17 protein-coding genes are annotated in these 23052 nt (G+C 59.9%); 4 read left to right on the plus strand and 13 right to left on the minus strand.

The genetic code is table 11. The annotated features are described in order from the left end of the window. Nucleotides 1–33 precede the first annotated feature (33 nt). The 4 genes from XX99_RS15395 to XX99_RS15410 form a co-directional block, all read right to left on the minus strand. Complete coding sequence (locus XX99_RS15395; protein ID WP_156186014.1) at nucleotides 34–915, minus strand: alpha/beta fold hydrolase; 882 nt, start codon at nucleotides 913–915, stop codon at nucleotides 34–36. Nucleotides 916–1178: 263 nt separating this feature from the next. Then, nucleotides 1179–2642 (minus strand): phosphate ABC transporter substrate-binding protein PstS, encoded by a 1464-nt coding sequence (gene pstS, locus XX99_RS15400; protein WP_050060304.1) that lies wholly within the window; start codon nucleotides 2640–2642, stop codon nucleotides 1179–1181. Nucleotides 2643–2711: 69 nt separating this feature from the next. Then, nucleotides 2712–3641: a LysR family transcriptional regulator gene (locus XX99_RS15405; protein WP_050060305.1), complete on the minus strand. Its 930-nt coding sequence runs from the start codon at nucleotides 3639–3641 to the stop codon at nucleotides 2712–2714. A 187-nt stretch (nucleotides 3642–3828) separates the two neighbouring features. Continuing rightward, nucleotides 3829–4776: a UDP-glucuronic acid decarboxylase family protein gene (locus tag XX99_RS15410; RefSeq protein ID WP_050060306.1), complete on the minus strand. Its 948-nt coding sequence runs from the start codon at nucleotides 4774–4776 to the stop codon at nucleotides 3829–3831. A 307-nt stretch (nucleotides 4777–5083) separates the two neighbouring features. Between XX99_RS15410 and bla the strand changes: the two genes are divergently transcribed. Together bla and queG are read left to right on the plus strand one after the other, a co-directional pair. Then, complete coding sequence (bla, locus tag XX99_RS15415) at nucleotides 5084–5959, plus strand: class A beta-lactamase (RefSeq protein ID WP_231581416.1); 876 nt, start codon at nucleotides 5084–5086, stop codon at nucleotides 5957–5959. 42 nt (nucleotides 5960–6001) lie between these two features. Then, complete coding sequence (gene queG, locus XX99_RS15420) at nucleotides 6002–7186, plus strand: tRNA epoxyqueuosine(34) reductase QueG (protein WP_050060307.1); 1185 nt, start codon at nucleotides 6002–6004, stop codon at nucleotides 7184–7186. A gap of 99 nt (nucleotides 7187–7285) precedes the next feature. On the opposite strand, the gene XX99_RS15425 is transcribed toward queG, so the two are convergent. Then, nucleotides 7286–7522 (minus strand): cold-shock protein, encoded by a 237-nt coding sequence (locus XX99_RS15425; RefSeq protein ID WP_050060308.1) that lies wholly within the window; start codon nucleotides 7520–7522, stop codon nucleotides 7286–7288. A gap of 312 nt (nucleotides 7523–7834) precedes the next feature. Then, nucleotides 7835–9535, minus strand: coding sequence for an exosortase E/protease, VPEID-CTERM system (gene xrtE, locus XX99_RS15430; protein WP_050060309.1), 1701 nt, complete (start codon nucleotides 9533–9535; stop codon nucleotides 7835–7837). Nucleotides 9536–10229: 694 nt separating this feature from the next. On the opposite strand from xrtE, the gene XX99_RS15435 reads away from it, so the two are divergent. After that, the gene (locus tag XX99_RS15435) at nucleotides 10230–11150 is read left to right on the plus strand and encodes a YihY/virulence factor BrkB family protein (RefSeq protein WP_082125621.1); all 921 of its coding nucleotides are present in this window, start codon (nucleotides 10230–10232) and stop codon (nucleotides 11148–11150) included. A 101-nt stretch (nucleotides 11151–11251) separates the two neighbouring features. Further along, complete coding sequence (locus XX99_RS15440; RefSeq protein ID WP_050060310.1) at nucleotides 11252–13438, plus strand: PP2C family protein-serine/threonine phosphatase; 2187 nt, start codon at nucleotides 11252–11254, stop codon at nucleotides 13436–13438. Nucleotides 13439–13615: 177 nt separating this feature from the next. Here the strand turns inward: XX99_RS15440 and XX99_RS15445 are convergent, their stop codons facing one another. The 7 genes from XX99_RS15445 to XX99_RS15475 form a co-directional block, all read right to left on the minus strand. After that, nucleotides 13616–15109, minus strand: a complete 1494-nt coding sequence (locus tag XX99_RS15445; RefSeq protein ID WP_050060311.1) for an NADH-quinone oxidoreductase subunit N — start codon at nucleotides 15107–15109, stop codon at nucleotides 13616–13618. Continuing rightward, on the minus strand, nucleotides 15106–16650 hold the full coding sequence (locus XX99_RS15450) for a complex I subunit 4 family protein (protein ID WP_082125622.1): 1545 nt from the start codon (nucleotides 16648–16650) through the stop codon (nucleotides 15106–15108). The genes XX99_RS15445 and XX99_RS15450 overlap by 4 nt, the downstream gene beginning before the upstream one ends. Before the next feature lie 43 nt (nucleotides 16651–16693). Continuing rightward, the gene (gene nuoL / locus XX99_RS15455) at nucleotides 16694–18661 is read right to left on the minus strand and encodes an NADH-quinone oxidoreductase subunit L (RefSeq protein WP_050060312.1); all 1968 of its coding nucleotides are present in this window, start codon (nucleotides 18659–18661) and stop codon (nucleotides 16694–16696) included. Between the two features lie 13 nt (nucleotides 18662–18674). Further along, nucleotides 18675–18980 (minus strand): NADH-quinone oxidoreductase subunit NuoK, encoded by a 306-nt coding sequence (nuoK, locus tag XX99_RS15460; RefSeq protein WP_050060313.1) that lies wholly within the window; start codon nucleotides 18978–18980, stop codon nucleotides 18675–18677. Nucleotides 18981–18983: 3 nt separating this feature from the next. Next, a complete protein-coding gene (locus XX99_RS15465; protein ID WP_050060314.1) occupies nucleotides 18984–19478 on the minus strand; it encodes an NADH-quinone oxidoreductase subunit J family protein in 495 nt (164 codons plus the stop codon). Between the two features lie 75 nt (nucleotides 19479–19553). Then, nucleotides 19554–20612, minus strand: coding sequence for an NADH-quinone oxidoreductase subunit NuoH (nuoH, locus tag XX99_RS15470; RefSeq protein WP_082125623.1), 1059 nt, complete (start codon nucleotides 20610–20612; stop codon nucleotides 19554–19556). A gap of 85 nt (nucleotides 20613–20697) precedes the next feature. Beyond that, on the minus strand, nucleotides 20698–23046 hold the full coding sequence (locus tag XX99_RS15475; RefSeq protein WP_050060315.1) for a molybdopterin-dependent oxidoreductase: 2349 nt from the start codon (nucleotides 23044–23046) through the stop codon (nucleotides 20698–20700). Nucleotides 23047–23052: the final 6 nt, after the last annotated feature.

A 23052-nucleotide genomic window follows, 5' to 3' on the forward strand; every position in this document is an offset into this window, starting at 1 on the left:
ACACACGGCTGGTTATCTCATGAAAATCACGCATCAGTTTTCCGCTCCATCGAGAAAAGTCTTGACCGCGGAGATGGTGAACTGTCCTTTGCACTCGAGCACTACATGGCCGCAGCCGGGAATGATGGCCAGCTCTCCTTTGGGCAATAGCTGGAAGAGCTCGACAAACTTGGGAATCTGATTGTAGGGATCGTGATCACCCGCAATGATCAGAGTCGGAATTCTGATCGACTGAATCTGATCATCGGTCACGTAGACCGGACCCAGCCACATGGCATTGAGCTTCTCGTTAAACTCCAGCCATCGTTCCGGCTGCGGCATCAGCATCTTCCGGGCGGACGCGAACTGGGGCGAGTCTCTTTCCACATCGGAGGGCTTCGAATTCCTCTCCTCCGCTTGCGCGCTTGGAGTCCAATCGGCAAACTTCCGAGGTCCACCGATGGCGACTAAGCGCCGTATCAGCTCCGGATGCGCGCTTGCCAGGGTGTACGAGGTGATTGCTCCGTCGCTGAAGCCCAGCACGTCGACTTTGTCGCTTGTCTCGTGACGGATCACCGCAAAGGCGTCGTCGGCGAACAGGGAGTAGGAAAAAGGCTTCGTCCCGATATCCGATTTTCCATGGCCGCGAGTGGCGATCGCAATCACGCGGCGATGCTTGCTCAACTCCCCAATCAATTCGCCGAACTCTTCGATGTATCCGTACAGGCCGCCGTGCAGCAGCACGAGCGGAGTTCCGCCGCTTCCGTAAGTCTCGTAATAGATGTTCGCGTCATCCACGCGCAGAGAATGCCCAGCCGCCGGGTTCGCCCCATACGGGACTGTTTCGACCTTGTTTTGCGCTTGCGCACCGAACACGATCAGCGTGGCGACAAAGATGGCGCACAGGGCCATCCTCACATTTCGATATTTGCTCACAGAACATCTCCCCTCGGACGCAGTGCGTCCGCATGAATGTTCAACTTGCGGGAAGATTGAGGAACTTCACTCGATGGGGTCGGGTAGCTTTGGGCGAGCCCTTCCCCCAAAACGGCAAGGGAAGCTCGCATCAACCATCGCTCTAGACACGCACCTGTTATTTCAGGCCCCTGCGTCTATCGCTACCCGGGTTGACGAGATCAGACTAGAGGAGCGGCAAATCCCTGTCAACGAAAAGCGATAGCCCATCGTATCCGCGCGTTTTATTTCAGCGCATCGACCGCGCGCAGCTCGTCGGCGACAACCTCTCGCGGCAGCGGAGCGTAGCCCAGCGCAGAGCCTTGCTTCTGCCCGGTGGTGAGCATCCAGCGCAGAAACTTGCCTACCGCTGCGCGACGCTCGATGTTGCCGCCTGTGGTTGGCACCACCAGGGAAGTGAAGGTTGCGATGGGATAGGCGTTCCTGCCTGCGGCGTTCAGGATCGAGGCTCCCGGTGTGTGCGCATTCGCGGCGGCCGCAATGATGCTGTCGAGATCGGCCTTGATAAATCGTCCTGCGGGATTCTGCACGGCGGCATAGCTGAGCCGATGCTGAATGGCATAGATGAGCTCGACATATCCGATGGCGTTGGGGGTGTGCGCGACTTTGTCGGCTACGCCTTCGTTGCCGGAGGCATCTTCACCGACCGGCCATGTAACGCTCGCGTCCACTTTCGTCTTCCACTCCGGGCTGGCTGTCGCGAGAAATGCGGTCCAGGCATAGGTCGTACCGCTGCCGTCGGAGCGATGCACGACGGCGATCTCCGTATCGGGCAGTCGAACACCGCTGTTTGCTTCCCGAATGAGTGAGTCGTTCCATTTGCGGATCTTGCCCGAGTAGATATCGGCGAGCAGACGCGGCGTAAGGTTTAACGACCGGCCGGAGCCGGGCAGGTTGTAGATCGGCACCACGCCGCCGACGATGGTGGGGAAGTAGAGGAGACCGGGCTGTGCCGAATCCTGCTGCGCTGGGATATCGGAAGCTGCCATATCGATCTTGGACGCGGCGAGCTGCTGAAGACCATCTACCGAGCCGATCGCGCCGTAGCCGATCGGGAATCCGCCCGGCTCCGCGGCGAAAGATTGGAACCATTTCTGATAGAGCGGAGCAGGGAAGGTCGCGCCCGCAGCCCGGAGCGATACGGTTGTGCTTCCAGTTGCCCCCGGAGCTGTCGCAGCGGTGGAGACACCGGCCTTCAATGCGGCCAGCAGCCGGTCGCTCAGATTGTCCGCGAGATCGTCGAGGATATTCGTCATGCGGAAGCGGCTCGGCGTTACGAGATAGGACCAGAGCGTGCGATTCGAGGCGTCAGTGAGCTCGGCCGACAGGTATCCCTGATAGTTGGTGAGCATTACGCTTTTCGAACGCGGGTTCGGTGAAACCGTTCCCGTCGGCCAGATGACTGCGCTGCTATGCAGAATGGCATCGGCCGATGCCGCGTCGTTTACGACCCGGACCGCGCTGCTCTTCTTTAAGCGATCGATGAGCCGCCTGCGCGTCGCCTCCGCAGTCGGCCCGCTGCCTGCCGGTGCTACGAAGACGGAATGAACGGTATGCAAGCCTGTGCTGGTCTGAGATTGCGCGCCGCTCTGAAAAAGCGAGAATGCGAAAAGAACAGCGAAGAGCAGGAGCTTCCCGCCGCTGGTGCGATAGCCCGGAATTCGTCCGCCGCAAAAAGTCAATCTCATGGCCGAGAATAGCTTGCAACAATCTTTATACAAATTGGATGAATTGGAGCGATTCTCGCCGCCGATACGCTATTTTGCCTGGCGGCCGCTCTTCACCGGTGGAGGCGGAGGCGTGTGCGGCCGCGCGCGGCCGGTGGCGATCTCCAGAAAAGCATGCGCGGCTCGGGTGAGGGTCTTGTCCTTGCGGAAGACCAGCGCCAGCTCGCGGTTCAGCCGCACCCCTTCGAGCTTGATGATCTGCACCAGGCCGGCCTTTTCGTCGAGCAGCACATTGGTGCGGGGCAGAAAGCCCATGCCCAGCCCGGCAATGATCAGGCGCTTCAGCAACTCGCTCGATTCGACCTCCATGGCCACGCGAGGATGCACGTCGTAGCTGCGGAAGAGGTCTTCGATCAGCTCGCGCTGGCGCCCCTGCTTGGGCAGCAGCAGCGAGTGCTGCAGAATCTCGGGGAACTTCACTACCTCGCGCGCGGCCAGCGAATGATTCTTGGGGGCGACCAGCACGATCTCATCGCGATGGATGAGATCCATTGTGAGCCGGGGATCTTTGAGGGGAAGCGAGATGACGCCGAAGTCGACTTCGCGATTGAGAACCGACTCCAGGGTGCGGCCGCGATCCGCGCGCACGATGCTCAAGCCCACGCGCGAATACTGCCGCTTGAACTGCGCAAAGACGGTGGGCAGCACGTAGAGGCTGGTCGCCTCGTTCGCGCAGACGGAGATCTCCCCGCGCGGCGAACGATGTAGCTCGCCGATTGCCACCATGATGTGGTTGTGTACCTGCAAGCAGTGCTCGGCGAAGGGCTCGAAGACCTTGCCCGCGGCGGTGAAGGTGACCTTGCCGCCGTCGCGGTCGAAGAGGCGCGCGCCGACTTCGTTTTCAAGCGTGCGGATCTGGGCCGAGATCGCCGGCTGGGTGACCATCAGCTTTTCCGCGGCGCGGGAGAAGCTGCGCAGCCGGCAGACTTCCAGAAAGGTTCGCAGTTGCTCAAAATCCATGCGTGACTCGAATCCATTCCCGCGGCGAGAGCTGGCGAAAAATCTCCGTCGACAGGACCAGGCCGGCCAGACAACGCTATCGCAGCTCTCTCGCTTGCAAAATTAATGCAAGCATAAAGAACTTTTTTACGGATTGAAAGGATTATCGTTGTGCGTCGATCGCTCGTCCCGCGCCGTTGACGAGGTGTTACTTAACCTTGGCTTCCTCATCAATAGTCGTTTGGAAATATTCGAGGCTAAGCTGCAGCCCAGTCTCGAGATCGATCTTCGGCTCCCATCCAAAGAGACGCTTCGCCTTTGAGATATCCGGCTTGCGCTGCATGGGATCATCCTGCGGCAGCGGACGATAAACAATCTTGCTCTTCGAGCCTGTGACCTTGAGCACGGTCTTCGCGCAATCCAGGATGGTCCACTCATTGGGATTGCCGACGTTGACCGGCAGATGTTCGTCAGAACGTGAGAGACCGAGAATGCCTTCGATCTCATCGGCGACATAGCAGAAGCTCCGCGTCTGATCGCCCTCGCCGTAGACCGTCAGGTCTTCGCCCTTGAGCGCCTGCACTACAAAATTTGAGATGACGCGGCCATCGTTCTTCTGCAGACGCGGACCGTAGGTATTGAAGATCCGCACCAGGCGCGTGTCGACGTGGTAGTAGCGATGGTAGGCCATGGTCAGCGCTTCGGAGAAGCGCTTCGCTTCGTCATAGACCGAGCGCGGTCCGATGGGATTCACGTTGCCCCAGTAGTCTTCAGTCTGCGGATGGACCGAAGGATCTCCATAGCACTCGGAGGTGGAGGCGTGAAGAAATTTGGCGCGATACTTCTTGGCCACTTCGAGAGCATTACGCGTGCCCGACGAACCGACCGCCAGCGTTTCGACGCCCAGCTTCGAATAATCGACCGGGCTGGCCGGCGACGCGAAGTTGAAGACGTAATCGACGCGGCCCGGATCGAACGCTTCGCAGATATCCAGCTCGCGGAACTCGAAGCGCACCTCGTTGTCGAGATGCTTCAGGTTGTTGAGTGATCCCGTGGCCAGATTATCGACGCCGACGACGCTGTTTCCGTCCGCGAGCAAAGCATCTGCCAAATGTGAGCCTAGAAATCCGGCGACTCCGGTGATGAGTATGCGCATTTGTGCAATAAACTCGCTTGTCGTTTGTATTTGAATGGCGATGAAACGCGTGCGTGAAATAAATCAGAGCGTTGACGACGCAAAGACCCTATGTACAAATACTCTGCCTCAATAGTAGGCAAGCAGCGCAGAGAACGCAACAACTCGAAGAGGATTATCAAGCAGTTAGCGGCAACCCAAATTGCGGCTATTTATTCCCGAGTTATGCGGAGAATCAAGATGTGCATGGGCGCGATGCGTGCGCAATGCTCTAATCGTTTCAGCTAGCCTGTTCTGCCACCTGCCCATGCACACTATGCGAACGATATTGAGCCGCCGCCGTTTTCTTGCCGTCACCGCTCTTGCTACGCCTGCTCTTCTTCATGCGATGCCGGAGGAATTCAGCACCTTGCCTACAGCTCTCGCGCGGCTCGAACAGACCAGCGGCGGCCGCCTCGGCGTGAGCGTGCTCGACACTGCAAATGGTACGCGCACAGGCCATCGTGCCGACGAGCGCTTTCCCATGTGCAGCACCTTCAAGTTTCTGCTGGCCTCCGCGGTGTTGCAGCGCGTCGATAGCCATGTCGAGGGCCATCGCGAGACGCTCGATCGCGCCATTTCAATTCCTCCCAAGCCGCTGGTGCCCTACTCGCCGCTCACTGAGCCGCATGCCGGTGGAACCATGACCATCTCCGATCTCTGCCACGCCGCGTTGACGCGCAGCGACAATACCGCCGCGAATCTTCTGCTCGAAAGCATCGGCGGTCCCTCGGGCATCACCGCGTTTTCGCGCTCCATTGGAGACCAGGTCACGCGGCTTGATCGCACCGAGACATCGCTGAATGAATCGCTAGCCGGCGATCCACGCGATACCACTTCGCCTCGGGCTATGGCCGACGATTTGAAATCCGTGCTGCTGGGAAATGTGCTTTCTTCGGTTTCGCGCGATCAGCTGACACAGTGGATGGAAGCGAACCTCACCGGCCTGGAACGCCTGCGGGCAAATCTGCCGCAGGGCTGGCGCGCAGCCGACAAAACCGGCTCGAACGGCGAGCACACCACCAATGACATCGGTGTCTTCTGGCCTGTGGGGCGCCCGCCGGTCATCGTCACCGCCTACATCACGCAATGTCCCGGCCAGGAGAGCAAGCGGGGAGCGATGCTTGCCGAGGTCGGCAGGCTGGTTCGACTGTCGCTCGTTTAACAGGCATGTGCCGATCCGCATCGGCCGTGTCACTCTATCTCCATGGCACTCACCCAATCCCTCATACGCGAGCTGGCCCGAGAGGCGGGTTTCACGCTGGGCGGAGTGGCTGCGGTGCCGGATGCTACCTCAATCGCGAGTCAAGAAGAGCGCGAGCGTTTCGCTGCGTGGGTCGATGCCGGACACGCTGGCGAGATGGACTACCTGAAGCGTGTGAACGAACAGGGAGATCCGCTGCGGTCTTCGGTTCGCGCCCCTTTTCCGTGGGCGAAGTCGGTGATCGTCTGCGTGGCCGATTACAGCTCGGAGCATCCGCGATCAATCGATCCTGCGCCCGAAGGCGCGGCGTGGATCGCGCGCTATGCCTGGTCGGGTTCTCAAAATATGGGCGAGGCGCAGCGGCCGTCCGATTATCACAAGATGCTGCTGAAGCGCCTCAAGGCCATCGAAGCCAGGTTGCAGGAGCAGTTCGGGGCCATCGAATCGCGATGCTACGTGGACACCGGCCCCATCGTGGAGCGGGTCTACGCACGCTATGCCGGCCTGGGCTGGACAGGAAAAAATACCTGCCTGCTGAATCAGCAGCTAGGGTCGTGGCTCTTTCTCGGCGTGATCATTACCTCGCTCGAAGTCAGAGCCGATGAGCTGGCCTTGCCGGCCGCCGACCGCTGCGGAAGCTGCACCCGCTGTATCGACGCCTGCCCCACCCAGGCGCTTACGCCCTATCGGATGAATGCCACGCGCTGCATCTCGTATCTGACCATCGAGAAGCGGGGAATCATCCCGGGCGCCGTTCCGGGCGACGGCGGCATCACCGATCTGCGCGAGGGAATCGGCCGCAATGTCTTCGGCTGCGATATCTGCCAGGATGTCTGTCCCTGGAATAAGAAGAGCGCTGCCGGAAGAGCTTTCATCGTCGCCGACCCGGAGCTTGCTCCGCGCACGGCGCTGATCAATCCCGCACTCGACTGGCTGGCTTCGATGAGCGAACGAGACTTCGGCGAATGGTTTTACGGCTCGCCGGTGAAGCGGGCGCGGTTCGATGGTTTCCGGCGCAATCTGGCCATCGCCATGGGCAACAGCGGATTGCAGCGATTTCTGCCACAACTGCGCGAGTGGGCAAGATCCGCCGAATCGGGACTTTCCGATGCGGCGGAATGGGCGGTACGCCGGCTGGAAGGCGAGAGCACCCCGGATGATGCCGCAGAGACACGAACGGCCCCTTGACCGATAGGCGGGACTGGCAAGAGGCCGCAGAAGATTATGCGGGCTTATCGGCTGGGACTGCGCCGAAACGACCCGTCTGGAGATGCAAGCGAAAGAGTGTCAGCTGCCTCGGACGACGTTCGCGGCGTTGAGGCCCTTTGGACCCTGCTGGCATTCGAATTCCACGGGCTCGCCCTCGTTCAACGTTTTGTAGCCGGTGTCCTGAATCGCGGAAAAATGCACGAAGACGTCTTCGCCCGTCGCACGTTGAATGAACCCATAGCCCTTTGCGCCGTTAAACCACTTCACTACGCCACGTTCCTTCACATCCACTCCTTTGGTGAACAGACCAGTCATGCGCCGTCAGTTCTGTTCTGAGACACCGAGAGCCGCCAACATCGCGCCACATCGCGACGATTCGGCAGCTCGCGTCGACTACGAACAGTTCGGAAAACGCCGGAACCCAATACCGAAAAAATGGCCTTCCAAGTAACCTAAAAACTCTCAAAAAAGCCAAGTGGTTTACCAGTTATGTCAGGAAACGGTTTGTGACGCAAGCTAAAATTTCGTAAGGGAAATGCTCGCAACATCATGTTACTGAAGGACATTGTCCATCCGTACTCATCATTTAGGCGGGCTGAGCCAGCAGCGGAAGGCGGTAGCGGGGAGCTACCACTGACCCCAGTCGCCGCGCAGCAGAACCCATGCCGCGAGCAGCAGATTGCTGGTCGCGTGGGCCACGACTGCGTCGCCGATTCTGCCCCGCCACTTGAGTACGCCTGCGAAGGCGAGCCCGGCCACGATGCCCGCCAGCCAGTGCCGGCCGTGCATCGCGCCAAAGAGAGCGGAGGAGATGCAGACGGACAAGATGCTCAGCGTACGAAATGGCACCTCGTCGAAGCTGCGGCTCATGAGGCGGCGCGTGAGGTAGCCGCGGAAGGCAAGCTCTTCGGCGATGGGCACCGTGATGATCGCAGCGGCGGTGCGGAAGGCGATCCAGGCCACTCGCGCGTGCGGGGTCAGAGCTGCCAGGGAGGCGCCCAGGGTGTTGGCCGCATCTTCCTTTTTCAACCACTCCGGTGCGATCCAGACCAGAAAGATGGCCAGTCCGGTCACTGGCGCCAGCCAGCCGAAGCGCCAGTCGAGTTTCTTGTACTCATGCCGAAAATGCCAGAGGGCGATGGCGGCGGCCAGAAAGCGCAAAGGATAGAGCCATTCGAAAGTGCCCGATGCCGCCTTGGAGACAAAAGATGCGGCCAGGATGGCAAGGAAGGGAACCAGATAGGCTCCGGTTGCTGCCGACTCTCCGCTTTCGGTGTGGACTGCGATTTTGCTATCACCCGTCGCTGCGATTTCCGAGCTATGCACTCCGTCTGCCGGAAGCCCGGCGTAGGTCGGCGTGGCGCGCACCCAGGAGAGCTTGCGCGTCGCCATCGAAAAGGTGAGGGCGACACCGGTGAAGGCGATCCAGCCCGCCTGCGAGTGGAAGCCGACCATGGCGATATCGCCCGCGCCCGCGTTCCCGATCAGGATGATGGCGCAGATGCGGACAATATTGAGCACCCAGACGAAGAGCATCGCCGCTGGAATGAGCAGCAAGGCCTGCGGGAAGCGATTTTCCTTGCGGAAATACCACAGCCAGACCACGGTGAAGACCAGCACCAGGCCCAGGCCTTCCAACCCCGAGCACTGCTCCCTTACCGTAACGGCAAAGCGCTGGGTGCCGATGATGTAGGTCTGCGGATCGACGATGACGTTGGGCAGAAAGATACGGAGCACCGCGTCGACGGATCGGAACGCGATCGCCTGCAGAGCGCTGCCGCCGCCGAGCAGGGGATTTCCCCACATCGCCTGCAGCGGACTGCGCAGGAGTGCCGCCACCAGCCCGGCCAACGTAGCGATCAGCCAGATGGGATTGGTGATGCGAAAGGCTCTGATCCACGCCTGAAGCGGCAGGCAGGAGAGAGCCAGAAGCGTCACCGAGATAAGAAGAACGCTGCTGGCGAAGATGTGTGCCGGCGCTGCGTAGGGGTGATACTTGGGGCCGCGTGGAGCAATCACATAGGGCAGCCAGATGATCAGCACGCCGGCCAGGTGATAAATGTACCAGCGTTTATTGAATGGGATCTCGAGGCGATCCGCCTTCAATGCCGAGTAGCCGAGGCCCAGAAAGACCGCGAAGGCGACGATGCCGAAGGGTGCGAGAATGCCGAAGATGGCCGCGCGGCGCGAGATGGTCGCCAGCAGCAGGCAATCGCAGCACAGGGTTGCGGCGAGGAAATAGAAACGGCCGAGGAGGTAACGCGGAAGACTAAAAACCAGCCTTGGCCGAAAGCGAGCATTCCCGGCCAAGGCTGAGTTTGAATCCATAGACAATGGTGCTCCGCTTACTTCCTCTTGCGGGCGCGCATAACTGTCAGCGTTCCTGCCAGCAGGGTGATGCCACTGAATGCAAGGCTTGGATCAACTTCAGGAGCCGAAGGGGCCTCGTGGCCTGGGCCTGGGTCATGGGGCCAGGGCCTGTCGTACGCATGAGCCATCACACCCGTACCAAGCGCCAGTCCTACAGCCAGGGTTGAATACCTGAAAAGTTTCTTCATAGTCACGCTCTCGGTTTTGTTATCGGCAAGACCACTCGGTCATTCCAGCAAGGATTGCGGATTCCCCTGAAGGCGAAGCCTCATTCTCCCGGTTCGACAGTGCGCCGGTTAAGTTGACCAGACACCTTGCGTCTGGGGTGGCTGCAAACTACAGAATTCGGGGGAAGTTCCGCGGTGCGAAGCTCGGGTCGCTGCTCATATGCGGCTATCGAGCCAGCTGGTTCTTCTCAGCAATAACAAGATTATGCACCCAGATTCTGGCCGTGCAATCCCATTTTGGATTGCCCCAGGGGCGCTAAAAAGTAATAAATCGGTAACACGGAGAACGCTGGATTCGGCAGTGAAACGCTAAATTTGCTTCAGTTTTTTTGCTTCTATATGTAGATCCGGACCATTTTCAATCGCGATGAACGATTGGACCTGTGGTCTCGCCTAGTCTCGAATTACTGCATACTACTACACAGATGCTCACCATTAAACCTGCGCTGCCCGAGGAGCGTGCGACCTATCCGCCGTCGCGTTCGGCCGCCAATGCCAGCTTTGCGGGACAGCTGAAGACGCTGGCAATCTACCTGGCCCAGAGCGAGGTCCATACCTACGCATTCAGCGTCGCGGCGAATACCATCCTCTCGCTCTTTCCCTTTATCGTCATGACCTGGACCATCGAGCGCCGCGTCTTCCATTCGCAATCGATGGAAAGCGTCCTGGGAGACATGCTGCGCTATTTCCTGCCCGCCCACCAGGATTTTGTCGTCAAGAACATGGCGTTGCTGGCGCATGCGCGGGGCAAAGTGCAGGTCATCTCCATTGTGACCTTGCTGATTTCCTCGACCGGCGTGTTCATGCCTCTCGAAGTGGCTCTGAATCGCGTATGGGGCGTGACCAAGAACCGCTCTTATCTCGTCAACCAGCTCATCTCCCTGGGACTGGCCGTTTCGGTCGGTGTGCTCGCACTTTTCTCCGTGGCCTTCACTGCTGCCCAGAACCGGGTGCTCTCGATTCTCTTTCTCAACCGCACGCAGGGCATTGTCTTCCATCTGCTCGGTGGAGCGATCCTGCGCATGTCGGCGGCGCTTTTCAGCATCGGCATCTTCTTCCTTATTTACTGGGTGCTTCCCAACCGCAAATTGCCGGTAGCCGCCGTGCTTCCCACCGCGATTGTGACCGGGCTGCTTTGGGAGATGGCCAAGACCATCTATGTCTTCGTCCTGCCGTGGATGGATTTGGAGTCCGCCTACGGGCCTTTCTCCGTCTCGGTGAGCCTGATGATCTGGGCCTTTCTCACCGGATTGATCCTGCTGGCAGGCGCACATCTCTCGGCGACGCGGTACACTCTACGGCTCGCTCACCAGGCCGATCTCGAAGAACAGCAGGCCAAGCCGTAGACACGAGCAGAGAACCAAGGGGTGAGGGTTTGGACACCTGCACCCACGGCCGGGTCTTATCGGTTTCTTAGCTGTCCAGTTTTCGCTAAACTCAGCAGCAGATGGGACACCTACGCAACTTCGAGACCGCCGTCTTTCGGCGTGTACGTCGCGATCCCCCGCTCGGAAAAGTTCACCGGATTGCGTTCTGGCTCTTCGTCTTCTATCTGGCCCTCAGTGCAGGGAGGCTGCTGCCTGGCCAGGCCGGCGTGTTTTTCGGCGGAGTGAGCGTTCTCACCCTGCTTTTGCTGGTCGCCTTCTGTATCCCGCTGCTGTGGCGCTGGGTCTTCGGACGCCTGATGTGGAAGGTCCGCAACCGGCTGGTGGTCACCTATTTATTGATGGGTCTCGCCCCGGTGGTGCTCTTCGTCACGCTGGCCTCGATCCTGCTCTATGTGTTCTCCGGGCAGTTCGCCATCTTTGCGGCGAGCTCCGAGATTACCTCGGAGCTGGGGCACATTGCCACGCAGGACCGCGCCTTCGCTCTGCATATCGCCCACATGGTCGCCCAGCAGCCCAAGATCAAGGTGGTGGATCTCGCCGAAGCCGAAGACTCCATGCCTGTCCACGAGGATTTCGGTATGACTGTCGCGGCCTTCGAGGACGGCCAACCCCTGGCGCTCACGCCCTCCAGCCTGCATGACGCCAGCATTTCACAAGCACCGGCGTGGTATCACGACAATGACCGGGGAGATCGCTTCAAGCGCATCGTGATCCACGAGGGCAAGCTGTATCTGCGCGCTATCGATACCCAGACGCTGGGCGGCCACACCATCACCACCATCACCAGCCTGCCGCTGCATCGCGAAAATGTGGACCAGATCGCGCGGGGGCTGGGCACCGTCACCATCGTTCCCGATGTCCAGATCGACGATGACGATATGCCCAGCGACGCGAAGCCTCCCAAGAAGGTGCAATTCAGCTACCAGCGCACCGCCAGAGGAGTAAAGGTCAACGGCGAAGACCTGGACGAGATGCAGACCCGGCGCCGGTCGATCACCGGTGGTATGCTCCCTGGCGCTCAGCACTTCTACGACGTTACCGTTACCTTCTGGGCGCCGCTCGACACCATTGACTGGGAAACGGGAAAACCGATCCAGACCTACGCCAAGGTCAGCTCGCGTCCCTCGCTGCTGTACCAGCGCCTCTTCATTACCTCGCTCAAGATTGCCGCCGTGATTCAGGAGATCCTGATCGGCATCGCCATCTTCTTCGGCGTCATCGAGCTGTTTGCGTTCTACATGGCCGTGCGTCTCAACCGCACCATCACGCGGTCGATCCGCGATCTGTATCAGGCGACGGTGGCCATCGATAAGGGTGACCTCTCGCATCGCATTCAGGTCACGCGCAACGATCAGTTGGCCGCTTTGAGCCGATCCTTCAATCGCATGATTTCTTCATTGGAGCGGCTGCTCGAAGAGCAGCGCCAGAAGCAGCGGCTGGAGAATGAGCTGGCCATTGCCCAGGAGGTGCAGGCCAATCTCTTTCCTCGCGGCAATATCAGCGTGCCATCGCTGGAGCTGCACGGCGCTTGCTATCCCGCCCGCACCGTGAGCGGCGACTACTACGACTTCCTGGTATTCGGCGGCACCAGCATGGGGTTGGCCATCGGAGACATCAGCGGCAAGGGCATCTCCGCTGCTCTATTGATGGCGACGCTGCACTCCGCGGTGCGTGCCTACCGCTTTGCCGGGGAAGAGCTGATCACGGCGGGAACAGCGGCATTGGCCATCGCTTCGACCCGCGCCATGGGCGAAGATGAGGTCGAGTGCGGCGAGCTCTTCGAGGAGCCGTCGAAGATCCTGGCTCTGCTCAACCGCCATCTCTATCGCAGCACGCAGCCGGAGAAGTACGCCACGCTGTGGCTGGGCCACTATGACGGGCTGACCAGCCGCCTCATCTACTCGAATGGCGGGCAGCTACCGCCGTTTCTTCTGCGCGCCGACGACTCGGTGACGCGCCTCGATTGCGGCGGCACGGTAGTGGGGCTGCTCAACAACATGAGTTACGAGCAGGCCACGGAGCAGCTCTATCCGGGAGACATTCTCATCGCCTATAGCGACGGTGTGACCGAGCCCGAGAATGAGTTTGGAGAATTCGGCGAGGACCGCCTGCTCGAAGTGGTGCGCCGCCATCGGCATCTGTCGCTCGAAGCCATCTCAGAGCAAGTGATGCAGTCGTTGCGCACCTGGATCGGCGGCCAGGAACAGCCGGATGACATCACCCTGGTATTGGCACGGCAGCGGTGAGGCAGGTTTAACACCGCTCCTTCTTGCGGAGAAGTATTGATGCCTTCTATCGATGGTGAAACGTACTCCTCATTCTGAGCTAAGCGAAAAATCCCAGTGATGCGCTTTCCGCCTGCATCACTGGGACTCTTCTCGTCGGTCGTAAGAGTGACGAATTACTGAGACTCTAATACAGTCCTACCGCCCTGCCACCGCTGCCGAATCAGCATCCGGATTGATCACCGGATAAGTCGCGGCTGCAGCCTTGGCTTGCGCCAGGATCCGTCCCGGAGCGATACCCAGAATCAGCGTGGAAGCGACCGTGATCAGCAATGCGAGCAGCAGCGGCAGGGTTGCCGCAGGCACCGCCATGACCGGTGAGGATTCCGCCGGCTTGCTGTATATCGCAGCCAGCACTCGCAGGTAGTAATACGCCGCGATGCCGCTGTTGATGAGGCCGATCACCGCGAGCCAGACAAATCCGGAGTGAATCGCGGCCGAGAAGACATAGAACTTGCCGAAGAATCCGCCGGTGAAGGGAATCCCAATCAGCGAGATCAGGAAGAAGCCCATCGCGCCACCCAGCAAAGGAGAGCGATAGGCGAGTCCCTTGTAGTCCTCGATCAGCGTCAGGCGATCGTCGTAGCCGCCGGCATGGCTGACCACAGCAAAGACGCCGACATTCATTGCGGCGTAAGAGACGGCGTAGAAGCTGGCCGCGGCGATGCCGTCGGCGGAGAGCGCGGTGAAGGCGACCAGCAGGTATCCGGCGTGTGCGATGGAGGAGTAGGCCAGCATGCGCTTCACGTTCTTCTGCCGCAGCGCGCCCAGGTTGCCGACGGTCATGGACAGGGCGGCAAGCAGCCAGAGCAGCGGCACCCAGTGCAGGTGGAGCGCGGGGACCGCGCCGTAGAGCACGCGCAGGAGCACGGCGAAGGCTGCGACCTTGGGGCCCGTTGACATCAGCGCGACGACAGGAGATGCCGCACCCTCATAGACATCGGGCGTCCACACCTGGAAGGGAGCGGCCGAGACTTTGAATCCCAGGCCGATCAGCATCATGGACACGCCGATCAGCGCCAGCATCGGAGTGGTGCTCGATCCGAGTGCCTGCGCGATTCCGGAGATGTCCGTGGTGCCGGTTGCGCCGAAGACCAGGGCGATGCCGTAGAGGAAGAATGCTGTCGCAAACGAGCCCAGCAGGAAATACTTGATCGAAGACTCAGGAGCTTTCGCGCTCTTCCTGCGGAAACCGGCGAGGATGTACGTCGAGATCGACGAGATTTCCAGGCCGATGAAGACCAGAAGCAACTCGACCGCCGAGCTCATCAGCATCATGCCGACTGCTCCGAAGCAGACGAGCGCGAAGTACTCGCCGAGAAACGGCGTGCTGTCCGGGGCTGAATCCAGCGCGATCAGCAGGGAAGCGAGCACGATGCCGGCAATCAGCACATGAAAGAAGATGCTGAAGGGATCGGTCTGCACGGTTCCGAAATACGCCGTGCCCGAAGGCAGCTGATATTGATAGAGACTTCCCGCCAGCGCGGCAATTACGCCGAGGACGGAGAACCAGCCCAGCGGCTTGCGGCTCGAGGACTTCGCGATCAGCGGCTCGACCAGCATGATGATCACGCCGACGAGGGTGAGGATCACCTCGGGGAGAATGCGAAGGATCTGAGGTGTCGTGTTCATCGCTTCTCCAGAAGATGATCAGCGGGAAGATGATCAGCGGGAAGATGATCAGCAGTATAAGTAACCGTCTGTGTTGCAGTATCGGCGAGTCCAGTCACTGCGCCGTTGATGGCCTTGATCCAGTAAGGCGAAGCCACACCCATCACCAGCATCAGGATGGCCATGGGCCACAGAATCACATGTTCGCGGAAGCCAAGATCTGCCACGCTATGGCGCGTGATCATGGCCGACTCCGGACCGTAGAAGATCTTCTGTACCATGCTCAGCATGTAAGCCGCGCCCAGAATCACTCCGATGGTCGCCGCGAAGATCCATCCGGCATGGTGGGCATAGCTGCCGCTCAGGACGAGGAACTCGCCGACGAAGCCGTTCAGCATGGGCAGGCCGATCAGCGACAGCGTGGTGATGACGAAGAGCGTCACCAGCCACGGCGTCTTCGCCGCGAGGCCGCCGTATTCCGATAGCTCGTAGGTTCCGTAGCGGTTATACAGGATGCCGATCAGGATCAGCATCGCCGAGCCCGAGAGCCCGTGATTGAGAATCTGGTAGACCGCGCCGTTCAGCCCCGAAAGCGCGAAGGAGAAGATGCCCAGTGTGCAGAAGCTCAAGTGGCTAAGGATGGAGTAGGCCACCAGCCGTTTCATATCGCGCTGCACCAGCGCAATGCAGGCGCCGTAGAGCAGGCCGATGACCGATAGAGCAATCATTAGCGGAGCAATGGCTCGCGCCTGCGCTGGGAAGAGCCCGAGATTGAAGCGCAGAATCGAGTACAGCCCCAGCTTGCCGGCGACGACCATGGCCATCGCAGTTGGCGCATCGGTAATGGTGTCGCTCAACCAGCCGTGCAGCGGGAAGACTGGAACCTTCACTGCGAAGGCGACCAGGAAGGCCAGCGAAACCCAGCCCAGCGCGTCGGCCGTGAACAGGCTGCCGTTGGCGGTCAGCGCCTGCTGTAGCTTCACGTAATCGAAGGTGCCGGTCTTGGCGTAAAGGTAGAGGATGGCGACCAGGAACAGCGCCGACGGAATGAAGGTGTAGGTGAAAAACTTGAGAGCCGTCTTCGGGCCACGCTCTTTGCCGAACATGGCGATGAGAATCGCCATCGGCACCAGCGACAGCTCCCAGAAGCCGTAGTAGAGGAACATGTCCAGCGCGACGAAGACGCCGATCATGGCCGTCTGCTGCAGCAGGAAGAAGAAGTAGAACTCCTTGGTGCGCGTCTCGACGGTCTTCCACGAAGCCAGGCAGCCGGCTACGGCCAGGAAGCCGGTGAGCACCACCAGCCACATGGAGATGCCGTCTACGCCAAGGTGATAGCGGATGGCCGGGTTTGCGATCCAGGCATAGTTCTCTTCGAACTGGAAGCCGCTTTGCCCGTAGATGAAGTGAGCGGGCAGGTGCAGAGTCAGCAGGAAGGTTACGACCGATACCAGCAGAGTCCACCACTGGATGATGCGTCCCTTGCGCGGCAGCAGGGCCACGACCACCGCGCCCGCGGTAGGTACAAAGGTCGTCAGCGTCAATATGGAGTCAATCAGCACGAATATATTCCTTGTCTTTCAAGCATTGCGGTCATCGTGTTGGTCATCGCAGTGAAAGATGCGCCGTCAGTCCGAAGTAGGTTACGACCAGCAGGACGGCCGCGCCCAGCGACAGCCAGCCTGCATACGAACGAATGTTACCCGATTGAATGCGTGCCACCAGCGCGCCGAATCCTTGCGCCGTGTAGCCGGCCACATAGCCGGTGCCGTCAACAATTCCGGTATCGACGAGCGCCTTGAGCAGATAGCGCGAGATGATCATCAGGGCCATCACCACCAGGCCGTAGAGCTCATCCACCTTGTACTTGTTGAGCAGCAGAGTGTAGACGCCGTGCAGCGAATGCGCCAGCTTACCCGGCAGCTCCGGCTTGGCGAAGTACAGGATGTGCGCGGTAAACCAGCCCGCAATGGCAACCAGCGTCGAAACCACCGCCAGTATGAGAGCAATCTGGTTCGAGCCTCCGGATTCCGCGGAGCCAAAGACCGGCGAGAGGAAGTTCGCAATCTCGTTGTGGCCATGCAAAGCGGCAGGAACGCCGATCCATCCGCCGATAACGGAGAGAATCGCCAGAATCACCAGCGGTCCGGTCATGATCCAGGGGCTCTCATGAACGCCGTGGCCGTGCGCATGCCCGTGATCGTCGTGCCCTTGTGCGTCGTGAGCCTGTTCAACCGCGCGGCTCTCGCCAAAGAAGGTGAGATACCAGAGGCGGAACATGTAGAAAGATGTCAGAAACGCAGTGACCAGTCCAACGAACCACAGAATCTTGCCGCCGTTGGGCGAGATGAATGCCTGATACAGAATCTCGTCCTTGCTGAAGAAGCCCGCGAAGGGCGGAATTCCTGAGATAGCGACGACGCCCGCGGTCATGGTCCAGAAGGTGACGGGAATCTTTTTGCGCAGGCCGCCCATCACGCGCATGTCCTGCTCGCCGCTCAAGGCATGAATCACCGAGCCGGCCGCGAGGAAGAGCAGCGCCTTGAAGAAGGCGTGCGTCACGAGATGGAAGATGCCCGAGGTGTACGAGGCCACGCCGCAGGCCAGGAACATGTAGCCCAGCTGCGAAACAGTCGAGTAAGCCAGCACGCGCTTGATATCGGTCTGCACCAGTCCGATGGTCGCAGCGAAAAAAGCAGTAGCCGCGCCGATGATGGCGATGATGCTCAGCGTAAACGGCGAGCGATCGAAGAGGACGTGAGTCCGCGCGACCATGTAGATGCCGGCGGTGACCATGGTTGCCGCGTGGATGAGGGCGGAGACTGGCGTCGGGCCTTCCATGGCATCAGGAAGCCAGACATAAAGCGGAATCTGCGCCGATTTACCCGTTGCGCCCAGCACCAGGAAGATCGCAATCGCAGTAAGGAAGCCGCCTTGCCACTCAGGATGCTGCGTGATCTGCGCGAAGACGCCGCTGTAGCTCAACGTGCCGAAGTGCTGGACCATCAGGAACATTGCCAGCAGAAATCCGAAGTCGCCGATGCGGTTGACGACGAATGCCTTCTTGCCTGCATTGGCCGCGGAGTCGCGCAGGAAGTAGAAGCCGATCAGAAGGTACGACGCGAGTCCCACACCTTCCCAGCCGACAAACATCAGCAGGAAGTTCTCCGACAGCACCAGCGTCAGCATGAAGAACATGAAGAGATTGAGATAGGCAAAGAAGCGCCAGTATCCCTCTTCGTGCGCCATGTAGCCGGCCGAATAGATGTGGATCAGGAAGCCCACGCCGGTAACCACCAACAGCATGATCATGGTCAGGTGATCGAGCTGCAGCGTGAAGTCGGCGTGAAAGGGTCCGGCCGAAATCCACGTCCCGAGGTTCTCGACGTACGGCAGCGAGGTCGAGCCGAGGTGAAACCAGATGTTCGCGACTTGCAGGAAGGGAATGAGGGTCGCGATCAGCGCGACGCCGGTCACCAGCGCCTTGGGCAGCCGTCGGCCGATTAGACCGTTCACCAGAAACCCGGCGAAGGGAATGAGAGGAAGAAGCCAGAGATGCAGGGAAGCGGTCATGATCTCGCCAAGCTCACAGTTTCATCAGGTCGACCGCGTCGACGTTCAGGGTATTCCGCGTGCGGAAGAGGGCGATGATGATGGCCAGACCCACAGCGGCTTCGGCCGCAGCGACGACCATCACGAAGAAGACAAAAATCTGTCCGCTCACCTGGTGCCAGTGATGTGCAAAGGCCACAAAGGTGAGGTTGACAGCGTTGAGCATCAGCTCAATCGACATGAAGACGGTAATGATGTTGCGCTTGATGAGGAACGCCGCTACTCCGATAGAAAAGAGGATGGCGCTGAGGATCAGGTAGTAATAAATTGGGACGTCCACAGCTCAGTGCTCCCTTCGTGCCAGCGCCACAGCGCCGAGGATGGCAACCAGAATCAGGACCGACGTGACTTCAAAGGGAAGCAGCAGGTTGCGAAACAGCACGCGGCTCAGGTCTGCCGTCGTCACCAGCTGATCGCCGAGCCGGGCAAAGCCGAGGGCTCCGCGATTCTGCAGGAACATGTAGGCCAGAATGGCGAAGAGCGCAGCGGCTCCGGGAAAGCCGACGATATATGCGGCTCGGCTGCCATGCGTCCGCTCTTCGAGACCTGCGTTGAGCAGCATGATGACGAAGGTGAAGAGGACCATGACCGCGCCGGAGTAGACAATCACCTGCGCCGCAGCCAGGAACTCCGCGCCGAGCAGCAGATAGAGCACAGCCAGCGAGCTCATCACGACGATGAGCGAGAGTGCGGAGTTGATGGGATGGCGCTGCAGCAGGAGGTTCAATGCTCCCGCCACACATAATCCGCCAAAGATGAAGAACAGAATCAGATGCATCGCTTCAGTCGCTCACAGGTGCCGGTTGCAGGGACTTGGAAAGTTCAGTAGACCGGAAGGACGATTGTAAATCAGCTAAGTAGTTCGAAACGCAAGCCACAGGCTGGTAGCAATAATATTCAGAATGGCCAGCGGCGTAAGAAACTTCCAGCCGAAGCCCATCAGTTGATCGTAGCGGAGGCGCGGCAGCGTGCCGCGCACCCATACATAGAGAAAGAGGAAAAAGAAAACTTTGGCGACAAACCAGAAGAGCGGCAGCAGAGCCTGAACAACGGGCCCGCCGAATGCGGGGATCAAGCTGCCGAAGGGGCTGCTCCATCCACCGAAGAAGAGCAGCGTGGCCACGCAGCTGACCGTGATCATGTTGGCGTATTCCGCCATGAAGAACATGGCGAACTTCATCGAGCTGTACTCGGTGTGGTAGCCGGCGGTAAGTTCGCTCTCTGCTTCAGGCAGATCGAAGGGCGCGCGATTGGTCTCCGCGTAAGCTGCCGTCAGATAAATGAAGAAGGCAACGAATTGAAGACCACCGAAGACGTTCCAGGAGAGCAGGCCGTGCGTCGACTGCACGTCGACAATGTCGCGCAGACGCAGCGACTGCGAACGCAGAACGACGCCCACCAGCGAGAGTCCGAGGGCCAGCTCGTAGCTAATTACCTGGGCGCTGGCGCGCAGTGCGCCGAGCAGCGAGTACTTGTTGTTGGAAGCCCATCCGGAGAGCGCAATGCCGTAGACGCCCACCGAGGTGATGCCGAGCAGAATCAGCAGGCCGATGTTGACGTCGGAAATCTGGAAGAGACCCACGCCGTGGAACTGCACGTTCTCGGGACCGAACGGCACCATCGAAATCGACATCAGCGCGCAGGCCAAAGCAATGATCGGCGCCAGCACGAAGAGCGGACGATAGACCGCGGTCGGCATCAGGTCTTCCTTCAGGAAGAGCTTGAGTCCGTCGGCAAGGGGCTGCAGCAGACCGAAGGGACCGACGCGGCTGGGTCCCCAGCGGTTCTGAATGCGCCCGACCACCTTGCGCTCCAGCAGAACCGTATAGGCCACGGCGGTGAGCAGGATCACCGTGACCACTAACACCTTCAGCACGCTCAGCAATAAAAAAATCCAGATGCTAACTTCCACAGGGCCTTCCTGAATAACGATCTTCTTGAGTTACGTTTTCAAAATCTGTTCTGGCGCAGTTCCGAAAATCTATTCTTGCTCCGTCTTAGTCGGCCGCGGTTTCTGCGGAGTCGGTCAGGATGGTGTGCGAGGCCACTACTTCGGCGAGCTTGGCGCTGTAACGGCCCAGCGTGCCGGAGGTGTAAAGGCGATCGTTCGCTGGCAGCACCAGATCGCGCCGCTGTGCGCCAGTGTCGATCTGCACCAGCTCGGACTTCAGGTGCTCGTCGTTGCCGAGCAGCAGATTGAGCCGCGGAACATCGTAAGCCGGGACCAGCCGCTGAATTTCGTCGAAAATGGCGAAGGGATCGAAGGGGCTGAGCTTGGGCTCGAGGCTGTTGGCGGCAAGCCAGACGGCATGACGATCGGCCTCGCCGGACTGCGCGCCGCGCGTCTGTCCGAAGTCGGCGTGTACGCCCTTGCCCACCGGAACCAGCTCGCGAGGATTCGCGCCCAGCTTGGCGGAGAGCCGCACGATGATTTCGAAATCGGTGCGAACGCCAGCCTTGTCCGCGCCTTTCTTCACCAGCTGCAGATCGCCGTAGGTATTTGTAACCGTACCGGATTTTTCGTAAAGATTGGCAGCAGGGAAGACCACATCCGCAAGCACCGCCGTCTCGGTGAGGAACATTTCCTGCACGATTAGGAAAGTGTTTTTGAGCGCCGAGGGATCCACACCGTAGCGGGCCACAGGATTCGAACCGACGATGTAAAGCGCGGAGAGATCGCCGCTGCCTGCGGCATCGAACATCTGCACCAGATCGAGACCCGCGTCGGACGGAACGTTGCCATACTCGGCGCCGAAGTGCGCAGGCGAGTTGACAGGAACATAGCCGGGCAGCAGATCGGGCAGTAGACCAAGATCGGCCGCGCCGCGCGAGTTGGCATAATCGCCGAGGCACGCGAACTTCGTATTGGGCAGCGAGAGACCGAATTCAACCAGAGCCTGAATATCGCGTCCGCGGAACTCCGAGCCGAAGGCGATGACCAGCGACTCTTCCTTGCGGATCGCCTCGCGGAAGCTGGCAAAGCTCTCGTCCGCCTGCAGCGCGTCGTCTTTGCCGGCGAGATATTGCACGAAGGATGCGTAGCCGGTCGAGGGAATCTCCACTGCGGCCTTGGCCTGGCGGCGCAGTTTGATCTCCTCGTGGTTCGCGATGTAGATGCGTCCGCCATGCAGCCGCACGTTGCTGCGAATCTGCCAGGCAAGCGCGGGATGCTGATCGGTCGGATCGTTGCCGAGGAGCAGGATGGCCGGCGCGGTGAGGAAGTCGCGTAACGAAGCCTCACGGCCAGTGTGTCCCTTCAGTGCTCCCGCAAAGGCCGCGTAATCTGCGGTCCGATGATGATCGACGTTGTTGGTCTTGAGCACCGTGCGTGCGAACTTCTGCAGCAGGTACGCCTCTTCATTTGTAGTCCGGTTGGAACCGATCACGCCGATGGCCTTGCCGCCGCGCGTATCGCGAATCTCGGCCAGCTTCTTCGCCGCGAAGTCGATCGCGTAGTCCCAGCTCACAGGAGCCAGCTTGCCGTCGGCTCCGCGCACCAGGGGCTTGGTGAGGCGCTCGGTGTGATTCGCGAAATCGAATGCGTAACGGCCTTTGATACATAAGAAGTCGCCGTTGATGCCGCTCTTGTCGCGGTTGTCGCCGCGCACAATCTCCATGCCGTCATCGGCGCGCTTCACGCCCAGCGTGGTCTTGCAGCCGTCGCCGCAGTGCGTGCAGACGGTAGCCACGTGATTCATCTCCCAAGGCCGTGTCTTGTAACGATAGGTGCCCGAGGTGAGCGCGCCCACCGGGCAGATGTCGATGCACATGCCGCACTCTTCGCAGTCGAGATGATCGCCTTCATTGGGTGCGATCACGGAGCTTGCGCCGCGGTTCTGCACGCCCAGCGCCCACACGTCCATGCCCGTGCCGCAGACGGAGACACAGCGATAGCAGAGGATGCAGCGCGGGCGATCGTAATAGACCACCGGCGACCACTGCTGTTCTTCGCGATGCTGCTTGGTCTCGACGTACTTCGATTCGCCGGCGCCGTACTTGAAGGTCATGTCCTGCAGTTCGCACTCGCCGCCCGCATCGCAGACCGGGCAGTCGAGCGGATGGTTGCCGAGCAGCAATTCGATGGTGGCTTTCCGCGACTGCTTGATCTCGTCCGTCTCGGTATGCACGACCATGCCTTCGGCTACCGGGGTCGAGCAGGAGGTCTGCAGCTTGGGCATCTTATCGATGCGCACCACGCACATGCGGCACGCGGCCTGAATGGCGAGGTTGGGGTAATAGCAGAAGGCCGGAATTTCGATGCCCGCGGCCTTGCAGGCTTCAATCAGTAGTGTTCCCGCAGGTGCGGTTAACTTCTTGCCGTCGACAGTGAAATTTACGTCAGCCATAAAATC

Source organism: Silvibacterium bohemicum (assembly GCF_001006305.1).
GTDB classification, from domain to species: Bacteria; Acidobacteriota; Terriglobia; order Terriglobales; family Acidobacteriaceae; genus Silvibacterium; species Silvibacterium bohemicum.